The organism is Streptomyces sp. NRRL S-378 (genome assembly GCF_000720645.1).
Lineage (GTDB): Bacteria > Actinomycetota > Actinomycetes > Streptomycetales > Streptomycetaceae > Streptomyces.
On record NZ_JOBX01000011.1, the window covers coordinates 156468 to 177168 of the forward strand.

22 protein-coding genes, 1 tRNA gene and 2 pseudogenes are annotated in these 20701 nt (G+C 73.2%); 12 read left to right on the plus strand and 13 right to left on the minus strand.

Annotation, left to right across the window (positions count from 1 at the left end; translation table 11 throughout):
* Positions 1-36: 36 nt before the first annotated feature.
* The 3 genes and pseudogenes from IH80_RS0110735 to IH80_RS45880 all read left to right on the plus strand — a co-directional run bounded on the left by IH80_RS0110735 (position 37) and on the right by IH80_RS45880 (position 1334).
* On the plus strand, positions 37-690 hold the full coding sequence (locus IH80_RS0110735) for a hypothetical protein (RefSeq protein WP_030959577.1): 654 nt from the start codon (positions 37-39) through the stop codon (positions 688-690).
* A gap of 53 nt (positions 691-743) precedes the next feature.
* Positions 744-998: pseudogene (locus IH80_RS46855) on the plus strand (STAS domain-containing protein); the annotation flags it as partial.
* Positions 999-1160: 162 nt separating this feature from the next.
* Positions 1161-1334, plus strand: coding sequence for a CsbD family protein (locus tag IH80_RS45880; protein ID WP_078906438.1), 174 nt, complete (start codon positions 1161-1163; stop codon positions 1332-1334).
* 102 nt (positions 1335-1436) lie between these two features.
* Here IH80_RS45880 and IH80_RS40725 read toward each other — a convergent pair whose 3' ends face one another.
* The gene (locus IH80_RS40725) at positions 1437-2642 is read right to left on the minus strand and encodes an aromatic acid exporter family protein (protein WP_078906424.1); all 1206 of its coding nucleotides are present in this window, start codon (positions 2640-2642) and stop codon (positions 1437-1439) included.
* Positions 2643-2885: 243 nt separating this feature from the next.
* Between IH80_RS40725 and IH80_RS0110750 the strand changes: the two genes are divergently transcribed.
* A complete protein-coding gene (locus IH80_RS0110750) occupies positions 2886-3836 on the plus strand; it encodes a magnesium and cobalt transport protein CorA (RefSeq protein ID WP_420708772.1) in 951 nt (316 codons plus the stop codon).
* 197 nt (positions 3837-4033) lie between these two features.
* Here IH80_RS0110750 and IH80_RS0110755 read toward each other — a convergent pair whose 3' ends face one another.
* From IH80_RS0110755 to IH80_RS39140, 5 genes are all read right to left on the minus strand, one after another.
* Positions 4034-4432, minus strand: a complete 399-nt coding sequence (locus tag IH80_RS0110755) for an ATP-binding protein (RefSeq protein ID WP_234432195.1) — start codon at positions 4430-4432, stop codon at positions 4034-4036.
* A gap of 56 nt (positions 4433-4488) precedes the next feature.
* Entirely contained in the window at positions 4489-4809 is a 321-nt protein-coding gene (locus IH80_RS39135) for an STAS domain-containing protein (protein ID WP_037879473.1), read from the minus strand.
* Between the two features lie 172 nt (positions 4810-4981).
* Positions 4982-5299, minus strand: coding sequence for an STAS domain-containing protein (locus tag IH80_RS0110765; protein ID WP_051809068.1), 318 nt, complete (start codon positions 5297-5299; stop codon positions 4982-4984).
* A 384-nt stretch (positions 5300-5683) separates the two neighbouring features.
* Positions 5684-6712: an ATP-dependent DNA ligase gene (locus IH80_RS0110770; protein ID WP_030959585.1), complete on the minus strand. Its 1029-nt coding sequence runs from the start codon at positions 6710-6712 to the stop codon at positions 5684-5686.
* Positions 6709-7476: a Ku protein gene (locus IH80_RS39140; protein WP_234432196.1), complete on the minus strand. Its 768-nt coding sequence runs from the start codon at positions 7474-7476 to the stop codon at positions 6709-6711. The genes IH80_RS0110770 and IH80_RS39140 overlap by 4 nt, the downstream gene beginning before the upstream one ends.
* A gap of 84 nt (positions 7477-7560) precedes the next feature.
* Here IH80_RS39140 and IH80_RS0110780 point away from each other — a divergent pair, with 84 nt between their 5' ends.
* Positions 7561-8079, plus strand: coding sequence for a hypothetical protein (locus tag IH80_RS0110780; RefSeq protein ID WP_158943377.1), 519 nt, complete (start codon positions 7561-7563; stop codon positions 8077-8079).
* Positions 8080-8210: 131 nt separating this feature from the next.
* Here the strand turns inward: IH80_RS0110780 and IH80_RS47345 are convergent.
* Positions 8211-8507, minus strand: a pseudogene (locus IH80_RS47345) (transposase); the annotation flags it as partial.
* Between the two features lie 302 nt (positions 8508-8809).
* Here IH80_RS47345 and IH80_RS0110785 point away from each other — a divergent pair.
* Positions 8810-9460, plus strand: a complete 651-nt coding sequence (locus IH80_RS0110785; protein ID WP_030959587.1) for a hypothetical protein — start codon at positions 8810-8812, stop codon at positions 9458-9460.
* Between the two features lie 125 nt (positions 9461-9585).
* Positions 9586-9741, plus strand: a complete 156-nt coding sequence (locus IH80_RS44650; protein WP_158943379.1) for a hypothetical protein — start codon at positions 9586-9588, stop codon at positions 9739-9741.
* A gap of 129 nt (positions 9742-9870) precedes the next feature.
* Here the strand turns inward: IH80_RS44650 and IH80_RS0110795 are convergent.
* Positions 9871-9944: transfer RNA gene (locus tag IH80_RS0110795), tRNA-Trp, on the minus strand.
* Between the two features lie 69 nt (positions 9945-10013).
* Positions 10014-10541: a hypothetical protein gene (locus IH80_RS0110800; protein WP_030959588.1), complete on the minus strand. Its 528-nt coding sequence runs from the start codon at positions 10539-10541 to the stop codon at positions 10014-10016.
* A 173-nt stretch (positions 10542-10714) separates the two neighbouring features.
* Here IH80_RS0110800 and IH80_RS40730 point away from each other — a divergent pair, with 173 nt between their 5' ends.
* The 3 genes from IH80_RS40730 (at position 10715) to IH80_RS0110815 (ending at position 14400) form a co-directional block, all read left to right on the plus strand.
* Positions 10715-11413, plus strand: coding sequence for a hypothetical protein (locus IH80_RS40730; RefSeq protein WP_158943381.1), 699 nt, complete (start codon positions 10715-10717; stop codon positions 11411-11413).
* Between the two features lie 258 nt (positions 11414-11671).
* Positions 11672-13000 carry a glycoside hydrolase family 18 protein gene (locus IH80_RS0110810; RefSeq protein ID WP_030959592.1) on the plus strand — a complete coding sequence of 443 codons (1329 nt, stop codon included), beginning with the start codon at positions 11672-11674 and terminating at the stop codon, positions 12998-13000.
* Positions 13001-13065: 65 nt separating this feature from the next.
* On the plus strand, positions 13066-14400 hold the full coding sequence (locus tag IH80_RS0110815; RefSeq protein ID WP_063757273.1) for a serpin family protein: 1335 nt from the start codon (positions 13066-13068) through the stop codon (positions 14398-14400).
* Here the strand turns inward: IH80_RS0110815 and IH80_RS0110820 are convergent.
* Both IH80_RS0110820 and IH80_RS0110825 read right to left on the minus strand, forming a co-directional pair.
* Entirely contained in the window at positions 14297-15331 is a 1035-nt protein-coding gene (locus IH80_RS0110820; protein WP_063757274.1) for a PfkB family carbohydrate kinase, read from the minus strand. The genes IH80_RS0110815 and IH80_RS0110820 overlap by 104 nt on opposite strands.
* Complete coding sequence (locus IH80_RS0110825) at positions 15328-16095, minus strand: bifunctional 4-hydroxy-2-oxoglutarate aldolase/2-dehydro-3-deoxy-phosphogluconate aldolase (protein WP_078906440.1); 768 nt, start codon at positions 16093-16095, stop codon at positions 15328-15330. Before IH80_RS0110825 ends, IH80_RS0110820 begins: the two co-directional genes overlap by 4 nt.
* Positions 16096-16202: 107 nt before the next feature.
* Here IH80_RS0110825 and IH80_RS0110830 point away from each other — a divergent pair, with 107 nt between their 5' ends.
* The gene (locus IH80_RS0110830; RefSeq protein ID WP_158943383.1) at positions 16203-16991 is read left to right on the plus strand and encodes an IclR family transcriptional regulator; all 789 of its coding nucleotides are present in this window, start codon (positions 16203-16205) and stop codon (positions 16989-16991) included.
* A 134-nt stretch (positions 16992-17125) separates the two neighbouring features.
* A complete protein-coding gene (locus IH80_RS0110835) occupies positions 17126-18859 on the plus strand; it encodes a sigma-70 family RNA polymerase sigma factor (RefSeq protein ID WP_030959601.1) in 1734 nt (577 codons plus the stop codon).
* A gap of 40 nt (positions 18860-18899) precedes the next feature.
* On the opposite strand, the gene IH80_RS0110840 is transcribed toward IH80_RS0110835, so the two are convergent.
* Both IH80_RS0110840 and IH80_RS0110845 read right to left on the minus strand, forming a co-directional pair.
* Positions 18900-19808, minus strand: coding sequence for an NAD-dependent epimerase/dehydratase family protein (locus IH80_RS0110840; RefSeq protein WP_030959602.1), 909 nt, complete (start codon positions 19806-19808; stop codon positions 18900-18902).
* An 87-nt stretch (positions 19809-19895) separates the two neighbouring features.
* Positions 19896-20693: a class I SAM-dependent methyltransferase gene (locus IH80_RS0110845; RefSeq protein ID WP_030959603.1), complete on the minus strand. Its 798-nt coding sequence runs from the start codon at positions 20691-20693 to the stop codon at positions 19896-19898.
* Between the last annotated feature and the right edge of the window lie 8 nt (positions 20694-20701).

A 20701-nucleotide genomic window follows, 5' to 3' on the forward strand; every position in this document is an offset into this window, starting at 1 on the left:
ATGTCACCCGATGGACGACAGTGCCATGGAGGCGCCGTGAACGAGACCTCTCCCCCCACCCCTCCGGTCCGCGCCGCCGAGGCCGTCGCGGCTTTGGAGACCATCCGCCGGGCGGTCCGGGACGCACATCAGCCCACTGTCGACGCACCGCCGACCGGGCCGGCCGGCCCGCAGCAGGCGCTGGCCGCGCTGCTGATGCTCCGCGAGGTCCGCGAGCAGCTCACCGGCTGGGAAAGCGTCCTGATCGAAACGGCTCGCAGCCGGGGCGCCAGCTGGGCCGAGCTCGCCGGACCGCTCGGCGTCGCCAGCCGCCAGGCCGCCGAACGCCGCTACCTGCGGCTGCGGCCCGGCGCGGCGGGAAGCACGGGCGAACAGCGCGTCCAGGCCACCCGCGACTCACGGGCCGCCGACCGCACGGTCACCGCCTGGGCCCGCGACAACGCGGCCGACCTGCGACGCCTCGCGGGACAGGTCACCTCCCTCACGGGACTTCCCGCCGACGCCGAGGGAGCCGTCGGCGAGCTCAACCTGGCCCTCGCCGCCGACGACGCCGCCCGTCTCGTCGGGCCCTTGGCCGGCACCCGGCCCCACCTGGGGCCCGACGACGCCGATCTCGCCGACCGCATCGACGCCATGACCCGCCACACCGACCAGCTCCGCCAGGACAGCAACGACCAGCGCAACTCCTGAGCCCCGCCCACGAACGGCCGTCCGTACGGGCTGCACACCGAGGAGGTACCGCCGTGACCGGGCAACCCGGGCCGGACCGGGACAACGGCACGCAGCCCGCCGTCGAGATCGTCGGCCGGGTGGTCGCCGTCAGGCCCGTCGGCGAGATCGACATCACCACCGCGCCCGCTCTCGGCAGCGCCCTCGCCGAAGCCCTCGCCCTCGTCGGCACGTCCCGGGCCGACCGCATCGTCACCGACTGCAGCCAGGTCACCTTCTGCGACTCCTCGGGCCTCAACGCACTCGTCGCCGCACGGCTCGAAGCGGCCGCCCGACACCGCGATCCACCTGGCGAATCCGGCTCCCCAGCTCCAACGCCTGCTGCAGATGACCGGCGCGGACAGCCCCGAACCCGTCGCGAATGCCGGGTTTGCATGCAGCGATCGGGAGCACGAGCGTCCACGACCCATCCGTACAACGAGGAGGTCCCGATGTCGGGCACGGAGAAGAGCAAGGCGCACACCGAGCAGGCCAAGGGCAAGGCCAAGGAAACGGTCGGCCGCGCCCTCGGAAACGAGCGCATGACCGCCGACGGCCGCGCCGATCAGGCCAAGGGCAACGCTCGCCACGCCAAGGAAGACATCAAGGACGCCTTCCGCCACTGACCTGCAACCTGCAGGCCGGACAGCTGTGGCATCGGCTGGGCCCCGACCCCGATCCGGGTCGGGGCCCAGCCGCGTCCTCGGAGCGCTCCCCCTGCTGCGTCGTCACCGCCGGGGTATGCGATGGCGCGTACCGCCGGCTCCGGGTGCAGCTTCCGTGGTGAGGGCATCGTGTCCCGTGCGGAGTTCGGCCAGGAGGCGGCCGATGTCGGTGAGGAGGGTTCCCTGAAGGGTGTGCACCGACGGGGAGGCCTCGGCGGTCGCGCGCTCGTGCTGCTCGACACGGTCCAGGTCTGTTGTCGCCTCCTCGATCAGCCCGTTGAGGCGTGCGGAGTCGGTGAGAGAGGTTCGCCCGATCTCCTGCAGCGCGTGGGCGGATCTGCGCAGCAGGGAGCTCGAAGCGGTGCGGAAGGACATGGGCAGGTGGTTGATTTCTCCGCTGTCCTGGGCGTAGTCGAGAGTGCGGGTCAGGGAGCGGAGGTGGTCCATGGCGCGTTCGGCGACGGTGACGGCGTCACGGGCGCGGGACAGGGCCGTGTCGGCGGTGTCGCTGACGCGGCGGCTGCGGCGGGGATGGAGGCGGCTGTTCTCCATCTCGGCGTGGATGGTGTTGCGGATGCGGTCGCAGGCGGCGGCGAGGGTCTGCCCGTCACGGCGCCAGTGCCGGAGCCGCTCGGTGTCCGGGTCCTCTCCGTCCAAGAGCGCGGCCAGCGTCTCCAGGCGTCGGCTCATGGCGGAGTACAGGTCCGCGACCGCCTGCTGCCGGTGGTGGACGTGGCGGGCGGGGGCAAGGACGAGGTGGGCGGCGAGGCCGCAGAGAGCACCGAGCGTCACCGAGGCGGCCAGGTGGCCGATGTAGCCGATGCGTCCTTGGCCGGAGGAGAACGCGAAGAAGGCGACGACGGCCACCTGAAGGCCCTGCTCGCCGAACCGCTCGCTCCTTCCCAGGCAGAGGGCGAGCAGCGTGAGCAGGCCGAACGTCCAGCCGTGGATTCCCGCCACGGCGGCCAGGGAGGCTGCGAGGGCGGCTCCTGCCGCCATGGCGAGCAGGTACTGGATGCAGTCGCGCAGGGAGCGGTAGACCGTGGCCTGCAGCGCGACCAGCGCCGTGAAGGGGGCGAACGTGGAGACGGTGGGCGGGAGGAGGTAGCGGGCGAGCACCCACGCGACCATGGCCGCGACGACGGCCTTGGCGCCGAGGAGCAGCTCGTCGCGCTCGTTTCCGGGAGCCCGTACGGCACGCCGCAGGTATGCGGCTCTTCCGGCTGCGGTCTCCCTCATCCGGTCGCGCGTCGTGCGCCAATCGGTCATGTTCGATCACCCCGTGAGCTCGTGTCCCCGGACCGTCGCGTCAAACGCCGGTGGTGTCCGCACAATGCGGGGGGTTCCTGCCGGTCCCCTTCGGTCTCGGTGCGTTCCTGGCGATCTCGCGGGTGAGTCGGGCACCGGGAACAGGACGAGCATCGGCATCAGGCGCATGAAATGAGAATGCTGAAGCATGCGCACGGGATGGAATGCGTCATCTACGAGCAGGACTCCGGCCGGTCGGAGCATGTGAAATGCGAGCTGCCGGACGACACCTGTCGCGCGGCACTCAAGCGGTTGCGGGACATGGGCGACGGCAGGTTCGCCTGGGTCCGGCTGCAGGACCCCTCCGAGGGTGAACTTCTCCAGCTGGCCGAGGAACTGGGTCTGCACCCACTCGCCGTCGAGGACGCACTCCACGGACGACAGCGCCCCAAGCGCGAGCGCTTCGGCGACGTCCTGGCCGTGGCGCTGAAGCCCCTCCGGTACGTCGAGGAGGACACGGCGGTGGAGACCGGTGACGTCATGGTCTTCGTGGGCCCGCGCAGTGTCCTCACCGTCAGCCACGGCCCGATCGACCCGTGCGCCGAGGCCGCCCGCCGGCTGGACGCCGATCCGCGGATGCTGCGCCTGGGCCCCTGGGCCGTGCTGCACGCCGTGCTGGACGTGGCCGTCGACGCGTACGGCGACGCGGCCCGAAAGGTGCGCGCCACGCTCGACCGGCTGGAGGACGAGGTGTTCTCCACTTCCCGCGTCGACCACACTCAGCGCATCTACTCCCTCAAGCGGGAGGTCCGCGAGTTCCGGGATGCGGTGCAGCCGCTCGTCCCGGTCTTCCAGGGACTGGTGGGCGGCCACGGCGAAAAGGACGACCTGCCGAAGATCGCTCCGTACATCCGTGACGTCGCCGATCATCTGCACCGCACCGACATCGAGGTCCGGACCCTGGACGAGCTCCTGGACACCGTCCTCGGAGCGCAGCAGGCCCGCGTGGGCACCTGGCAGAACGACGACATGCGGCGCATATCCGCATGGGCGGCGATCTTCGCGATCCCCACGATGGTCGCCGGCGTGTACGGGATGAACTTCGAGCACATGCCGGAACTCGGCTGGACCTACGGCTACCCCCTGGCCGTGGCCCTCATGGCCCTGGCCTCGGGCGCCCTCTATCGCGCTTTCCGCCGCAACGGCTGGTTGTAGGGGCCGGCGCAGGATGCCGTCCCGGCCCCGCGCGGCGTTCGAGGAGCAGAGCGTCGACGCGCCCGTCGGCGTGGACCCCCGCGAGTGCTTCGGTACGGCGGGCCCACCTGCCCCACCTGCCCACCACCTGCCCACTTCCTCCGGCCGAGGGGACAGCGGGGCAGGGCGGAGAGCTGGGCCCACGGTCGGCGGTGTGGTCAGGGGGCGGGCCGGGTGCCGTGGTGGGCGGGGAGGGTGGCGATGATGGTTTTGCCGTGGCGGTGGGAGCGGACGAAGGTGCTGGGGGCGAGGGTCTTCACCACCCGCCATCCGAAGCCGCCGGGTGTGTGCGGGGAAGCCGGACGAAGGTGCGGCAGGAGAGCCGAGCGGTCGGACACCTCGACGACGACCTGGCCGGCCCGGACGGTGACCTGGAAGCCGGTGACGCCTCCTGCATGCCGCACGGCGTTGGAGACGAGCTCGCTCACGACCGTCAGCACGTCGGAGACCAGGTCCGGCGGCGTGTCCTGCCCTGCCAGGACGCGCCCGGCGGTCTTCCTCGCCTGCGCACACGTCATCCCGGTCGGCAGTCCAGGTATGCCGGTTCGAGGGCTCATACTCCTCGGCTGCCCCAGACGCAGCAAGAGATTCCGGCCCTGCGCCCCCCGGCTGTTCATCCGGCGTGCTCGGTGGTGTCGCGGATCTCGAACAGGGGCAGCGCGCCCGTCATCTGCATCATCCTGTGCAGCTGGTTCGGGAGCGGGCCCAGGAGGGCCATGGGGCGGGTGTTGCGCAGCCGGATCAGGGCGTTGAGGAAGCTGGAGTCGCCGAACGCCACCTGCCGCACGTCGACGACCAGGAGGCTGGCCGGCACCGGCCTGACGTCGCAGGCATCGACCAGCAGTCCTGTGGTGTCCAGGTCGAACTCGCCGCAGCAGACGACCACCCGCACACCGTCGGCCTCGGCCCTGACCGTCACCTGGGGCGCCTGCACCCTGCCTCCCGGAACACGAACGGATCTGATCACGGTGACCGTACGGGCCGCCCGGCCGGCTCCGAAAGTCACGAAACGAAGATCCAAGGCTTCGCTGAACGGACCACGGCGCATGGACCTTGGGACACGATCGTGACCGCAGGCCGGCTGCGACACGATGCGCGAGACACTCCTAGGGTCCGGCGCGGAGAGTGAACAGGGGACGGGTGCCGGTGAGGTCCAGCAGTCGCAGGGCCTGATCGGGCAGACCGTTCAGTTCCAGCGTTCCGCCCAGGAGGCGGACGCGGTGGCGGAGGGCGAGCAGCGTACTGAGGCCGCAGGAGTCGATGAACGTCACGGCCGACAGGTCCAGGGTCAGGGTCCGGCCCAGGTCGAGGGGGTCGACGGCTTCGGTGAGGCGCGGCGAGCTGTCCATGTCGAGTTCACCGGTGACGGTCAGGACCGTCCTGCCGGGACGCACGGCAAGGCCGAGATCCAGGATGGGGTGCATGGTGTGACCGCCCCTTTGCGGGATCGGAGCCCATTACGGTCGGCTCCCCGTGTTCGGCGCGGAGAAGGCCGTCATGCGCGCGGCATACGGGGCCGCGCACAGCCGAGCGAGACCACCCGCACTCTCCCATCGACGACCAGGAGAGCACTCGGTAGCGCGGGGTTTCTCGCCGGACCAGGCTGGCAACCCTTCGAGCGTGTCATTTTTCCACCCCGAACGCCAGAGGCGCCGGTCGGTGCCGGTGTAGACGGGCAGAACGGAGAGTACGCACGGACAGGGTGACCAGGAACGTGGACGCGGTCACTGTCTGCCTGGACGGGCACGGACCCCTCGTGGCGCCGGGGACCGCATGAGCCGTCGGCGGTGGGCGCGGTGGCGGCCGTTTCAGGAAGTGCGCCGGCGGCCCTTTTCGGCTGCGGTGAAGAGGGGCGCTTCCTCGGCGCTCATGTCCAGGCGGAGCCGTTTGAAGCGCACCGGGTGGCGGTGGACGCCGCCTCGGTCGATGGCGGTGTCTGCACTGATCTCCGCGACGAGGTCGGGGTGGACCAGGGTCACGTCCAGCGTCTCGTGGCCGGCCCAGGACGAGGCGAAGCGCATGCCCGTCCAGGGGTGCGTCGGGCCCGCGGCGGCGAGGCTCTCCGCGACCAGGCGGGCGGCTTCGGGTCGCAGGGGTGCGGTGCGGCCGGTGGGGCGGAGGATGCCGCAGGGGTCGCGGCGGCCCAGCAGGAGGAGCTGGGGGCGGATCAGCGTGCCGGTGATCGCGCCGATGATCGCTTCGGTGGTGTCCCGGCGGCGGAGTTTGTACCAGCCCCGGTGCCCGGGGCGGTAGGCCTGGTTCATGGCCTTGACCACGATGCCTTCGAGGCCGGGTACGTCCGTCCAGGATTCCAGCCACTGCTCGGCCTTGAGCAGGTCCGTGGTCATGGGGCACAGCGTCCAGGGAGCGGCCAGCCGGCCGGTGGTGAAGAGGGCTTCCAGCCGGAGGCGGCGCTGCCGGTAGGGGTGGTGCAGCAGCTCGGTGCCGTCCTGCTGCAGGACGTCGAAGGCGACGAAGCAGGCGGGCAGGGCCGCGGCGAGGCGCCGCGCGGTGGGGCCGCGGGCGGCGGTACGGCGCTGCAGGCCCTCGAAGGACAGCCGGCCCTCGGCCGGGTCCCAGGTGAGGAGTTCGCCGTCGAGGACCAGGCCGTCCGGCAGCTGCTCGGCGGCGGCGACGAGGTCGGGGAAGCGGTCCTGGACGTGCCGCCCGCGCCGGGTCTGCAGCACCAGCCGCTCCCCCGCCCGGGCGGGGGTGAACAGAATCGCCCGGTAGCCGTCGAATTTCTGCTCGAAGGCGAGCTCGCCCAGCACGCCGGGGCCGGGCACCGCCTCCACGGCCTGCGCGAGCATCGGCTCCACCGGCGGCCGCAGGCTCATCCCGGGGGCCCGTCCTTGGTGCTCATGCCGCCTCTCCTGCCGCCGGCAGGGCCTTGACGAGGTCGCCGCGGGTCATGTGGGAGCGGCCCCGGCACGCTCGCGGCGACTGCCTTCTTGTACAGGTCCGCCTCCGACAGGCCGCCGAGGTCCTCCTTCGGCGTCGAGCGGACGCGCTTCTTGGCGGGCGTCGTCTTGTGGAGGGGGTGCAGGGTCAGCAGACCGTCCTCGGACTTCACCGCGGCCAGGTACTCGTGCTGGCGCATCACGAACGTCGCGATGCCCGCCTTGCCGGTCCTGGCGAGTGCCTGCTCCAGAAGGCTGTGGACCTTCTCGTACCCCTTGCCGCGCGGGCCGAGGTGGTAGGTCCTGTCGAAGAAGATCGGGCCGACCTCGTCCAGGTCGACGAACCCGGCGATCTCCAAGGCCTGGGAGCGGCCCGGGGCTGTCTCGTCGAGTTCCTTGGGCTCCACCAGGACGTACTCGCCGTCGGCGTCGTAGCCCTTGACGATGTCGCAGGGCCCGGCCTCCTCCCCGGTGCGCTCGTTCACCCTCCGGTTGCGGATCCGGTCGCAGGTCCCGCGCTCCACCTCGTGGAACCGGACCGTGTGGCTGTCGGTCGCCGTGAGAGACCCACCGGCAGGCTGACCAGCCCGAAGCTGATCGCCCCGCTCCGGACGGGCCGCACCACAACCTCCCTCGATGAGCGCCCTCACCCTTCCAGGGTCGCACCCGCCCGACCCGGGTGCGTACGGGTGCGCGACCATCCGGAGTGCGCGCTCATTGTCGACGACCTGCCCCCCCAAGACTCCGCCTGCGGTGATGTCGCGCTCCGCTTCTATGCTCCTGCGATGACGTCATACGAAGGAACGCATCCCACCGTGCTCGTCCGGGTCGGTGATCTCCACGCCCAGATCGACGAACAGCTCGCACCGGCGATCCAGGCGATCTGGGAGTGCGGCATGGACACGTTCACCTGCTGTCAGGACCTGGCTGAGAGCAACGCGGACTGGCCGGTGAAGTTGCCGCATATGGCGGAGTGGGTGGAGTCCCGCCGCGGCTGGATGCTCATCGACTTCCCGGTCGACAGCGGGCTCGCCTTCCTATCGGCCGTAGCGAACGCCGGACCACGAGACGCCTTCTACGCGCGGATGACGCACTGGGCAGCCCCTGATGCTTGGGACGTGAACGTCAAGCCGATGGACGCCGCGATGTTCCACGGGAACCAGCCGTCGGACTTCGGCCTGCGTCTCCTGCAGGTCAGCTTCCCGGCCTACGATCTGCCGGAACTGACCCGGCGCCTTGGCGAACACGCCGCAGGCCGTACGGTGCCGCCTGCGCCCGCTGACTGGAGCACCGTAGGCCGCTGAACCCTGGGGGCTGGGGCTGTGAGCGCCTACTCGGCCAGACCGGCCACCTGCGGCGTTCAGTCACAACACCCTGTTGTGACTGAACGCCGCAGGTGGCCCGCCGGACAACTGAAGCACTCCATCCCGGACGCCTGATGGGCGCGGCAAACCGTGGAGTCGACGCTCAGGTCCCACGTGATCGCACCCTGCGCATCGGCCAGAGGCTGGAGCAGGGGTGTGGATCCGAAGCCACGTGCCGTTGCGCTGCCACCGGCGAAACAGGTCGTAGACCCGGTTCACGGTCCATACTCGACGGGCACATCTCTCCACGGAAGACCGGTCCGGACCCCGAACCGTATGCCGTCGATCAGCTGCCGCCGAGGCCAGACGGGCGGTCGCCCTGCCTTGGCCCTCTTCGGCAACCGCGGTCGGCTGGTGGAGATCCGCAGCCCGCACGGCTCGGCACGCACGAACAGCCCCTCCGGCTCGGCACGACACCGCTGGGAACGGGCGGGTTCCAGCAGGGTGGCGAAGGGATCTCAGCCGGACGACCGTGCCGGTGCCGATCGTCCGGTACGACGCGGGAGGCCGCACGCGCGGTCGCCGTCTCCCGGTTCACGGCCCGTGGAACCGCGCGCGTTCCGATCGGGGGCACCCGCTGATCGCCCGTAGGAACAACCCTGCGGGTCAATACACCTAGGCTGTGTGCGGGTCGGCCCCACGCGCGGGGTCCCGGAGGGCGGGCAACAGGGTGTCGAGGGAACGTCACATAGCGGGGCTGCTCCAGCAGATCGCCCGTCAGCAGGACATCGTCGAGATCGCTCCCCAGGGCTCCACGTCGAAGGCGGCCGCCCTGGCACAGGTGGCGGAGCAGTACGGATACATGTACGGCATGGCGTACAGGACCGGCTTCAAGAACTCGCTCGTCCAGGTCCGGATGTACCGGGACCCGCGGCCCGACGCGCGTGCCCGCGAGGCTGCCACCATCACCGCCCCTCCGCAGGCGGGGGGCGGCGGGGCAGTGCCCGGGCTGGAGGCGGGCTCGCTGAAGCCCCTCCCCGAAGCGGTCGGTGCCGTCGCCGTGCTGAAGGACCTCATCACCTTCGACGTCATGGCCCTGTACATCGTCGACCGGAGCCAGAAAGTGAAGGGCTACCTCGCCTGCGCGGTCCTGACCGTCATCCTGCTCATCGACAGGTCACCGATCGAAGCGGTCGCCTCCGGCGGGGCGGTCGCGCTGCTCTTCACCGCGGCGTTCAAGGTGGGCGCGATCCGCCGCAGGAAGATCACACAGCGGCTGACGGACGCCGGGTTCCTCGCGGTGCGCGACGAACAGGGCAGCCAGCGGTTCCTGCGCCCCGGGCAGCAGTTGCCCGGGCACGCCAACCCGTTCGCCGCCTGAAACCCCGGCCTGCGGCGCAGACCGGACGTCGCTCGCCCGCCATGACCGCCGCGTGCGCCGCCGCCGGCCCGCAGAAGCCACCCCCGCCCCGAGCCCCCTCCCCCGCACCTCCTGTACGCGGCGCTGTGCAGTCGGCTCGGCCGGACCACCACCACTGCCCGGAGCAGCCGGAGGCGGAACTGGACGCGGACGGCCAGGACGTGACGGCTCGTGTCCTCGCCGGGGTCGTCACAGCGCGCGCCGACGGCCGCGCCTGGGTTCGTCGTGACGCGCTGGCCTGAGACGGCCCGGGGGGCCTTCAGACGCTCGGGCCAGCCGGCGATCTTGAACGCAGCAGAGCCCCGCCGAACCATCGGCGGGGCTCATGCCGTTGTCCAGGAGGAGAGCCGTTCGGCTCGTTTCCCTCGCGGCAGGGGCGGCAGGATTCGAACCTGCGGCCTACGGTTTTGGAGACCGGTGCTCTGACCAGCTGAGCTACACCCCTTCGGTGGGACCACCATGGCACGGCCGGGCCGGGTGATCCAGTGAATTACCGGCGCGCCGCCGAACGGGATCAGCGGCAGAGTTCCGTGATCATGTCGTCGAAGCCGGGGAACTCCTCGGCCGCCCGCTCGACCACGGCGGCGGCCGTGCTCCGCGCGTCCGGTGCGAAGCGGACCGCGACGGCCGTCAGGGCCTCGTCCGGGCGCGAGGTCCGGTCGGCCCCGTACGGCGCGGCCGCCTCGTACGGGCCGCAACCGTCGGCGAGCAGCCACAGGAAGTCGCACAGATCGCGCGCCACGACGCCCGTCTCTCCCTCGGACCCGAGGAAGACCACGGGCTGTTCGGCCTCCGGGCGGCCGGGGCGCACCAGCCAGAACGCCGCGTACCCGCCGGAGCCGTCCTGGCCGAAGACGCGGAAGGCGTCGCCGTCGAGCTCGTTGTTCCCGGTCCACGCCCTGAACCAGTCGTCGGTGTCCTCGGCGGACAGGAAGGCCTCGAAGGGCTCGAAGTCGACCCCGTCGCCGTCCGCGTAGTCGAAGGGGACCGCCATCGCGGCAGCGAGCGCGGCGGGGAACTGTCGGTCGTCGGTGAGCGTCACTCGCACACACTAGCGGGGCACGGACCTGCGGCTCCCACCCGCGGTGGCGGTGGCCCCGGGCCGGGGTCCGAGCGCGCGTCCTCGTTCCTTGGCCCGTTCGCGCGTCCGCACGCCTTGGCCCGTTCGCGCGTCCTCGTGCGCGTCCGCACGCCTTGGACCGTTCGCACGTCCTCGTGCGCGTCCGCACGCCTTGGACCGTTCGCACGTCCTCGTGCGCGTCCGCGCGCATTGGACCGCACACGATCATCAGCAAGAACCGTTCCTTCGCCCCGGGCGGGTTCGCGCGTGCCGCCGTTTCCAACGGCATTCCGGTGCCCGGCCGGCTGACCGTGACGGGCGGCACCATCAGCCACAACACATCGGACGCTCCGCACGGTGTCGCCCAGGGCGGCGGCATCGCGAACAACGGCCTGATGACCGTGCGCCGAGTGGAGATCAGCGGCAACCGGGCGGTGGCCGAGGACGGCACCGCCCGCGGTGGCGGTGTCCGTGCGGGCCCCTTCGGCACGCTCGACGTGACCGACAGCCGCATCACCGGGAACAGCGTCGACGCGCCGAACGGTACGGCCCAGGGCGGCGGCCTCGACAACCCCGACGGGGGCACCCTGACGGCCGTCCGCAACAAGGTCCTGCGGAACACGGCCACGGCGAAGGGCGGCACCGCCCAGGGCGGCGGCCTCTACCACGCCGGAGGGCCCGCAGGGCTGGGCACCACCACGCTGGAGGGGAACACCATCACCCACAACCGGGCGGGCGACGGAGGCGGCATCTTCAAGGCGTCCGGCGTCCTGACCCTGAACGGCGACGTCGTTCGCGACAACCGGCCGAACAACTGCAGCCCGGCCGGCGCGGTCCCCGGATGCACCGGCTGACCGTCACCCGAAGGCAGGTCGACCCCGGGCCGCACCGCCCGCGGTCACGGGGTCCCCGGGCCGTACCGCCCGGGGTCACGGGGTCCCGGGGGCTTGGGGGCCCGGGGTCACGGGGTCCCGGGGGCTTGGCGGCCCGGGGTCACGGGGTCCCGGCCGAGTTTCGGCCGCCCCCTTGACCCGGATGGTCCAGACCAATAGTTTCCGGCATGCACCGCCGCACGCGCTCACGCCCACTCCTCGCATCCGCAAAGGAAGCCCATGCGCCGCAGCATGCTCGGCAGACTGGCCGTAGCCGCCTGTTCCCTCTCCCTGCTGACCGCCTTCGCCCCCGCCGCCGGCTCGGGCGTCACGGACAGCGGCGCCGGCCGCTCGTACAAGAAGGTCGGCTACTTCACCCAATGGGGCGTCTACAGCCGGGACTTCCAGGTCCAGGACCTCGAGGCGAACGGCTCCGCCGGCAAGCTCACCCACATCAACTACGCCTTCGGCAACGTCAGCGCCGAGGGCAAGTGCTTCACCGGGAACATTCCCGGCGAGGCCGACGCCTGGGCCGACTACGCCCGCCCGCTCGACGCCGCGAACTCCGTCGACGGGGTCGCCGACACCTGGGACCAGCCCCTCGCCGGCAACTTCAACCAACTGAAGGAGCTCAAGGCCAAGCACCCCGGCCTCAAGGTGCTGATCTCGCTGGGCGGCTGGAGCTGGTCCACCCACTTCTCCGATGCCGCGCTCACCCCCGCCTCCCGCAAGGCCTTCGTGGCCTCCTGCATCGACCTGTACATCAAGGGCGACCTCCCCCAGGACGGCACCCGCGGCGGCGCCGGAGCCGCAGCGGGCGTCTTCGACGGCATCGACCTCGACTGGGAGTGGCCAGGCTCGGCGGGCGACACGGACACCGTGTACCGGCCCGAGGACAAGCGCAACTTCACCGAACTCGTCAAGGAGTTCCGCACCCAGCTCGACGCGTACGCCCACACCCAGAAGCGGGGAACCAAGTACGAGCTGACCGCCTTCGTCCCGACGGCACCCGCCAAGATCGACGCGGGCTTCGACGTCCGCCGCATCATGCGCGACCTGGACTTCGTCAACCTCCAGGGCTACGACTTCCACGTCTCCGGCGAACCGAGGACCGCACAGCAGTCCGCCCTGTACGCCCGCGGCGACTTCAGCGTCCACGGCACCGTGGAGGCCTGGAAGCGACGCGGCGCGCCCGCCCACAAGCTCGTGATGGGCATGCCGTTCTACGGGCAGGGCTGGACCGGCGTCACCGGCGGCGGGGACGGTCTGGGACAGCCCGCCACCGGCCCGGCCCCGGCCACCTGGGCCGCCGGGTACGAGGACTACAAGGCACTCAAGAAGCTGGCCGACTCCGGTGCGTACCAGATCCACCGCGACCGGCGCGGCGGGCACGCCTGGCTCTTCGACGGCACCACCCTGTGGACCTACGACGATCCGCAGGTGCTGCGCGCCAAGACCGGCTACGTCCGCGAACACGGCCTGGGCGGCGCGATGTTCTGGTCGCTCGACGCGGACACCGCCGACGGTGAGCTGGTGACGGCCGTCGACCGGGGCCTGCGCGGCCGCTGACCGGCGCCGCCGGGCCGTGGAAATCCGTCCGGCCCGGCGGCGTCCTTCCACGTACGCTCCCCCGCATGACGACGACACGGACGACGAAGACGACACGGACGACGAAGACGACCGAGGCGACCGAGGCGACCGAGGCGACCGAGGCGACGGTACGGGCGGTCAATCACCTCACCACGCGCTGGGCCTCGCGGGCCGCTTCCGGCGACCGGGGCACGGTGTTCACCGCGGCCGGGGTCTGGCCGCTGCTCGCCCTGCTCGCGGACGGTGCGGGCGGGCCTGCCCGCGAGGAACTGACGCAGGCTCTGGGGATACCCGCCGAGGACGCGGCCGGGGCCGCGCGGGACCTGCTGACCGCACTGGCCGGCGTACGGGGGCTCAGCGCGGCGACCGGCCTGTGGAGCAGGGCCGACCTGCCGCTGGCGGACGGCTGGTCGGCAAAGCTCCCGCCCGGCACCCGGGGCACGCTGACCGGCGACCTGGACGGGGACACGAAGACCCTGGACGGCTGGGCGTCGGACCGGACCGGAGGCCTGATCGAACGCATGCCGGTCACCCTGCTGCCGGACACCCGCCTCGTCCTCGCCTCGGCGCTCGCGCTGACACTGAAGTGGGAGGAGCCGTTCCGGGAGTTCCCGGGCCGGGTGTCCGACGGCCCCTGGGCGGGCCGCGGGGTGCGGCAGCTCTCGCGCACCACGTCCTCCCTGGACCCGGTCCGGGTGGCCGGGGGGCCCGCCGGGCCGGTCACCGTCCTGGAGGTCACCGGCGCGGAGGACTCCGACCTCGACGTGCACCTGCTCCTCGGCGGCCCTGCGGCACCCGCCGCCGAGGTACTGGCGACCGGTATCGCCGCCGTTTCCGGTACCGGCCCGCTGGCGGGTGGCGACGCCCTCGTGGACGGGACGCCCGGCCCCGGGCTGACGATCGCAACGGTGCACGCCTTCAGCCCGCAGCCGCAGCTGTCCGTGTCCACGGTGGCCTTCTCCCTGTCGGCGGAGCACGACCTGCTGGAGGACGCGGCACTGTTCGGACTCCTGACCGCGACCGACGACGGCTACGGCCACTTCCCGGGCATCAGCGCCGAGCCGCTGGCCATCGGCTCCGCGCGGCAGTCGGCCATGGCCCGCTTCCACGCCGCGGGCTTCGAGGCGGCGGCCGTCACCGCCATCGCCGCCCGGCCCGGCGGCGCCGCACGGCAGCCCGGCCACCTGGCCCGGCGGGCCGAGGTCCGGTTCGACCGGCCGTTCGGGTTCCTGGCCGTCCACCGCGCCTCCGGACTGGTCCTCGCCGCGGGCTGGGTCACCGATCCGGAGGCCGCGGCGCAGGGTCGGCCCGGAGCGGCCGGCCTGCTCGCGCCGCCGCTCTTCCCCGGTGTGCGGCCGCCAGCGCCGCCGTCTCGCTGAAGGCGGGGACCCGCCCGGTGCCGCCGCGGCCGGACACCGACAGGGAGGCTGCGGCGCTTGCGTGGGCCACGGCGTCCGCGAGGGTGTCACCGAGGACGATCCGGGCGGTGGCGGTGCCCGTGAAGCAGTCGCCCGCGCCCGTCGCGTCGACGGGTGCGGGGTTCACCGGGACCGGGTGGTACTCCGCCCGCGTGCCGTCGTCCAGCAGGAGCCGGCCTGCCCCCGCCGTGACGGCGACCGTCCGGGCCCCGAGCGCGCGCAGACGGGCGGCGGCCGTGCGCGGGTCGGCGGTGTCGACGAGGGCCTGCGCGTCGGCCGGGCAGGAGGTCTTGAGCAGTCCGGTCAGCGGCGCGATCCGGGCGAGGAGGTCCCGGGCCTCGGCCCGGCCGGTGAGCCGGGGGCGGAAGTTGGGGTCGTACGTCACGTGCCCGCCCGCCGTGTGGACGAGGCGGGCGGCGGCCAGGACAGCGGCCCGGCTGCCCGGTGTCAGGGCGCCGGTGATCCCGCTGGTGACGAGCGCCCCGCAGCGGGTCAGCAGGTCGCGCCAGGAGCCGACGTGCCGGGGGCCGAGGGTCGATCCGGCGCTGCGGGTGCGCCAGTAGACGAACTCCCGGTCGCCGTCGGGGTCGGCGGAGAGCAGGTAGGCGCCGTTGGGGCGCGGGGCGCGGCGGACGTGGGAGACGTCCACGCCGAGGTCGGTCGCCCGCCGCAGCAGCGGAACGCTGAGCTCGTCGTCGCCGACCACGGCCAGCAGGGCGGTCCGTGCTCCGGCCGCGGCGGCGGCCGCCGCCGCGTTGAGGGCGTCACCGGAGTAGGAGATGCGGGCCCGGGTGCCGTCGGCGGCTTCGCGCAGCGCGGTGCCCGCGTGGATCTCGACCAGGACCTCGCCGAGGACGAGGACGTCGTAGGCGGTGGCCGGCCGCCCGGTCACGGCCGCTGCTCCGGCGCGGCGACTGCCTGGAGGACCGTCGGGGAGACGGTCTCGACCGCGGTCTGGGCGGCGGTCTGGACCGCGGGCTCGACCGCGGCCTCGATCGCGGGCCCCCGCTCCCCGGGGGCGCCTCGACCGGGGCCGTCGGCCGGATCGGCGAAGAGGGCGGCGAGTGCGGCCGGGTCGGCGGGGAGGCCGTCGCCGATGCCGACGGCGGTGGCACCGGCGGCGATCCAGGCCGGCACCTCGTCGGGCCGGATGCCGCCGGTCGGGACGAGCACCGCGTCGGGCAGGACGGCCCGGAGCGAGCGGACGAACCGCGGGCCGCCCACGTGCGCCGGGAAGACCTTGGCCGCTCCGGCGGCCCGGACGGCCGAGGCGATCTCCGCGGGGGTGAACCCGCCCTCGATGAAGACGGCTCCGCGCCGCCCGGCGACCTCGCGGACCTCGGGCGCCGGGTACGGGGAGACCAGGAAGGCGGCGCCCGCGTCCAGGGCGGCCGCGGCCTGCGCGGCGGTGGTCACCGTACCCACGCCGATCAGGGCGCGGCGCCCGTGCACGTCCGCGAGCCCGGCCGTGCGGGCGACGGCCCCGGCCCAGCCGGGGGTGGAAGTGGTCAGCTCCACGGCGCGGCAGCCCGCGGCGAGCAGCTGGGTGACGGCGCGGGCGGCCGCGTCGGCGTCGGCGTTGCGCAGCACCGGAAGGAGACGCTGGGCGGCCAGCACCACGTACGGATGGGCGGGCGTGCCGGATGTACCGGACATGGGGGACACGGTGGACATGGAACCCTCCCCGTTTGTTCCACGTAGTGGAACTGCGTACCGTTTGACGGAACGATGTGGTCCAGACCTTACACACAGCGGGAGTTGCCGTGCCGACGAATGCCGGGGAACCCCCCAAGGACGTGCGCACGGGACGGTCGTCGGCCGCCGGTTCGGCGGCCGAGAAGTCCCTGCGGGTCCTGGAGGCGGTGGCGGTGCCCGGCGGCCCGCACCGGCTGACCGACATCGCGGCGGCCGCCGCCGTACCCAAGTCGAGCACCTTCCGCATCCTGGCCTCGCTGGTGGACCAGGGGTTCGTGCGTCAGGAGCCCGAGAGCCGGTACGCGGTGGGACCGCGCCTGCGCGCGTTGTCCGCCCTGGTCGACGGCGGGGAGCCGGCCGGGATCGGGCGCGTCCTCGGCGAACTGCGGCGGACCACCGGCCAGACGGTCCACCTCGCCCTGCACAGCGGGGAGACGATCACCTACATCCGCAAACTGGAGGGCGACCAGCCTTTCCGGACGGCTTCCCGGATCGGGATGCGCATGCCGCTGCACACGACGGCGATCGGCAAGGCGGTCCTGGCCCATCTGCCCGCGGGGGAGGTCGCCGAATTCGTCGCCGCCACCGGACTGCCGCGCCGGACGCCGAACACCCTCACCACCGCGCAGGCGTTGCACGACCACTTGGAGGCGGTCCGCTCCCGCGGCCACGCGCTCGACGACGAGGAGAACGAGCCCACCATCCGCTGCATCGGCGCGGCGGTGCTCGGCCCGTCGGGCCGGCCGGTGGGCGGGGTCAGTGTCACCACCGTGACCTTCCTCGTCCCCCGGGAGGAGATCGAGTCCTACGCGCCCGCCCTGCACGCCGCCGCCCGCGCGCTGGCGCCCCTGCTGTGACGCCCGATTGACCCCGATGGCGGCCTCGGAAAGACCTCCGGAAAATTCTTCCGATTAACTGTTATCGAGGCCCCCCTGCACGGTCTCCCATGTATCGGGCATCATCGACCGCCGGTACGGACAGGGACATTCACATGACTACTCAGCACACCGCAGCGCTGGTGGCAGCGGCTCGCGCGGGCGATCCCCGCGCCCAGGACGAGCTCGTCGGCGCCCACCTCCCGCTCGTCTACAACATCGTGGGGCGGGCCCTCAACGGCTCCTGCGACGTGGACGACGTGGTGCAGGACACGATGCTGCGGGCCCTGGACGGGCTGGGCGGCCTGCGCGCGGACGAGTCGTTCCGGTCCTGGCTGGTGGCCATCGCGATGAACCGGGTGCGGGCGCACTGGCAGGCCCGGCAGAGCGGTTTCGGCGAGAGCACCCTGGAGTCGGCCTGGGACGTGGCCGACCCGGGCGCGGACTTCGTCGACCTGACCGTGGTACGCCTCAACCTGGCCGGGCAGCGGCGTGAGACGGCCCGGGCGACACGCTGGCTGGAGCCCGAGGACCGGGCGCTGCTGTCGCTGTGGTGGCTGGAGTGCGCCGGGGAGCTGACCCGGGCGGAGGTGGCCTCGGCGCTGGAGCTGTCCCCCCAGCACACGGCGGTCCGGGTGCAGCGGATGAAGGCGCAGCTGGAGTCGGCTCGGGTGGTGGAGCGCGCCCTGGACTCCCAGCCGGCGTGCGGGGAGCTGCGGGGCGTGCTGGCGGGCTGGAACGGGCAGCCGTCGGCGCTGTGGCGCAAGCGAATAGCCCGTCACGCGCGTGAATGCGTACGGTGTTCCGGCCTGTGGAGCGGGCTGGTTCCGGCGGAGGGGCTGCTGGCCGGTCTGGCCCTCGTCCCGGTCTCGGCGGCGCTGCTGGCGGGCATGCGCACGGCCGGGACGGCCGGCTTCGCCCCCGTGGCCTTCGCGGACGGCGCGGCCTTCGCGGACGGCGCCGCTCACCCGCACGGCGCGAACGGTGCCGAGGGCGGATTCGGCGCCGAGGGCGGATTCGGCGCCGAGGGCGGGTTCGGTGCCGAGGGCGGATTGAGCGCCGACGGCGGGTTCGGCGACGCGGCGACCCAGCTCACTCCGGTGGCGAGCACGGGCAGGGGCGGCCGGGGGGCACTGCGCAAGCGCCGGCAGAGCCGCCGCCGGGTGGTCGGCGGCGCGGTGGTCGCCGCCTGTGTCGCGGGCGGTGGCCTGGTGTACCTGGGCGGGCTCCCCGGTTCGGGCAACGCCAAGGACGACACGGGTGCGGCGCCGCTGGCCGCGCTTTCGGCGACGGAGTCCGCCGGGGTCCCCTCGCAGTCGGCCTCCGCCTCGCCCTCCGCGTCCCCCTCCCCGTCCGCCTCCGCCTCCACCTCGGCCTCGGCGAGCCCGTCGGCCAGCCCGAGCCCCACGCAGAGCCGGAGCACCCCGCCGAGCCCGCGCCCCTCGGCGCCCAAGCCCGCGCCCGCGCCGCCGGGCATCGCCGGCCAGGTGGTGGCGCTGGTCAACACCGAGCGGGCGGCGGCCGGCTGCGGCCCCCTCAAGGAGGACCCGCAGCTGCGGGCGGCCGCGCAGGGGCACTCCGACGACATGGCCGCGCGGAGCTTCTTCGACCACACCAACCCGGACGGCACGGACCCGGGGCAGCGCACGACGGCGGCCGGCTACCGCTGGTCGACGTACGGCGAGAACATCGCGAGGGGCCAGCAGACGGCGCAGTCGGTCATGGACTCCTGGATGAAGAGCCCGGGCCACCGGGCCAACATCCTCAACTGCTCCTTCAAGGACATCGGCGTCGGTATCCACCAGGGCGCGGGCGGCCCGTGGTGGACCCAGAACTTCGGCGCCAGGTAGGAAGCGTCCTCCGGGCGGCCGGGCCCGCTCCCCGGCCACCTCAGCCACGGGCGAGTGCGCGCAGCCCTTCGACGCAGTCGGGCCGGCCGGGGGTCCAGCCCAGCTCCGCCTTCGCCTTCGCGTTGGACACCCGCATGTTGGTCGTGACCATCCGGTGGGCGTACGGGTAGGCGCGCATCAGCCAGGTGGGCGCGTTCAGCGGCTTCGGGGTGGCGAACGCCTCGGCGACCGTCCTGACGTGCGCGCCGAAACCCATCGGCGTGTCGTCGACGATGTTGTACGCCTCCCCGGCCCGGCCGCCGTCGACGGCGAGCGCCACGGCCCGGCCGGCGTCCGCCAGGTCCACCCAGGGCAGGACCCGACCGTGATCGGCTACCGCCGGGAGCTTGCGCCGGCGCAGCAGTTCCACGAGCGCCTCGGTGCCGCCCGCTCCGTAGAACAGGCCGAACCGCAGGGCGATCCCCTCGATGCCCTCGGTACCCAGGACGAGCTGTTCCTTGACCCGCATGGCCTCGACGTGGCGGTCCACCGCACGGTCGCCGGCCGGGCCGAACGGGTCCGCGGCCTCGGTGACGACGTGCCGGCCGAAGTCCCGGTAGCCGTATCCGAAGACCATCGACTCGGCGATGATGCGCCGGGCGCCGAGCTCGCGGGCGGCCTCCATCAGGTGCCCGGTTCCGATGAGCCGCAGGTCGTCGGTGGCGTCCATGTCCCGGTGTCTCATCGGTGCGTCGCGCAGCGCGGTCGCGGCGTGCACCACCGTGTCGATCCGCAGGCCGTCCACCGCGCGCAACAGCCCGTCGCGGTCCATGAGGTCGGCCCGCACGCCGGCGCCCGACCCGCGACCGAGGCCGGTCACGGCGTGGCCGGCGCGGGTGAGCGCGACGGCGATGTGGCGTCCCAGAACTCCGCTCGCCCCGGCCAGCAGTACGTTCTTGGTGTCGGTCATACCCATGGGACCGGCCGCCGACGGGGAACGTGACACCCCTGCGATGTGACCTGCGTCATGGCGTGCGGCCGGCCGGGGGCGGGGGTGTCACGGCCGTCTCCCCCGGACGGTCCAGGCGCGGGCGGTGAGGGGGACCGACCCGTCGGGGCCGGTGGGCAGGGTCGCGGCGAGCCGGGTGCGCAGCCGGTCGCGGGCGGCGGGGCCGAGGGCGGCGACGTAGCCGGGTGCCGGTCCCTGGCCGGAGAGGAAGGGCTCCCACAGCTCCTCGAACCCGCTGAAGACGGTGGGCACCTCGATGGCGGCGACGGTCACGTCCACCAGCCCCGCTCCGCTCCAGAGCGAGCGCAGCGGACCGGGCCGGCACAGCGCGAACCGCCTGCCCTCGTCCAGCTCGGCGGCGGCCGGGTCGAGGGCGGTCGCCGCGTCCCAGAAGCGGCGCAGGAGCGTCATGCCGTCGGCGTAGTCCCACACGTAGGCCGCTACGACGCCGCCCGGCCGGACCACCCGGGCGGCCTCGGCCGCCGCCCGCGGCGGGTCGAGGAAGTTGAGGGACAGTCCGCTGACGGCCGCGTCGAACGCCGCGTCGCGCAGCGGCAGCGCCGAGGCGTCGGCCACGGCGAAGCGTGCCGGTTCGGGCGCGGCGGCCCGGGCCGCGCGCAGGAAGCCCGGGGAGCGGTCCAGTCCCAGCACGACGTCCGGCCGGTGCCGGGCGGCGACGGCCGCGGTCAGCGCCCCGGTGCCGCAGCCGATGTCCAGCCAGCGCAGGCCCGCCGGGCCGCCGAGCCGGGCCGCGAACACCTCGGCGACCCGGCGGCTCCACCGGCCCATGTACCTCTCGTAGGCGTCACCCTGCGCCCACACGTCGGCGGGGCCGCCCACGTCCATCCGGTGCG

Coding starts and splice junctions, on each gene's coding strand:
- IH80_RS0110810 (WP_030959592.1), top strand. CDS start 11,672: ATGCGCCGCAGCATGCTCGGCAGACTGGCCGTAGCCGCCTGTTCCCTC.
- IH80_RS0110825 (WP_078906440.1), bottom strand. CDS start 16,095: ATGTCCGGTACATCCGGCACGCCCGCCCATCCGTACGTGGTGCTGGCC.
- IH80_RS0110815 (WP_063757273.1), top strand. CDS start 13,066: ATGACGACGACACGGACGACGAAGACGACACGGACGACGAAGACGACC.
- IH80_RS0110765 (WP_051809068.1), bottom strand. CDS start 5,299: ATGCACCCCATCCTGGATCTCGGCCTTGCCGTGCGTCCCGGCAGGACG.
- IH80_RS0110755 (WP_234432195.1), bottom strand. CDS start 4,432: ATGAGCCCTCGAACCGGCATACCTGGACTGCCGACCGGGATGACGTGT.
- IH80_RS0110780 (WP_158943377.1), top strand. CDS start 7,561: ATGACGTCATACGAAGGAACGCATCCCACCGTGCTCGTCCGGGTCGGT.
- IH80_RS0110840 (WP_030959602.1), bottom strand. CDS start 19,808: ATGACCGACACCAAGAACGTACTGCTGGCCGGGGCGAGCGGAGTTCTG.
- IH80_RS0110845 (WP_030959603.1), bottom strand. CDS start 20,693: ATGGACGTGGGCGGCCCCGCCGACGTGTGGGCGCAGGGTGACGCCTAC.
- IH80_RS0110770 (WP_030959585.1), bottom strand. CDS start 6,712: ATGAGCCTGCGGCCGCCGGTGGAGCCGATGCTCGCGCAGGCCGTGGAG.
- IH80_RS0110835 (WP_030959601.1), top strand. CDS start 17,126: ATGACTACTCAGCACACCGCAGCGCTGGTGGCAGCGGCTCGCGCGGGC.
- IH80_RS40725 (WP_078906424.1), bottom strand. CDS start 2,642: ATGACCGATTGGCGCACGACGCGCGACCGGATGAGGGAGACCGCAGCC.
- IH80_RS45880 (WP_078906438.1), top strand. CDS start 1,161: ATGTCGGGCACGGAGAAGAGCAAGGCGCACACCGAGCAGGCCAAGGGC.
- IH80_RS39140 (WP_234432196.1), bottom strand. CDS start 7,476: ATGGTCGCGCACCCGTACGCACCCGGGTCGGGCGGGTGCGACCCTGGA.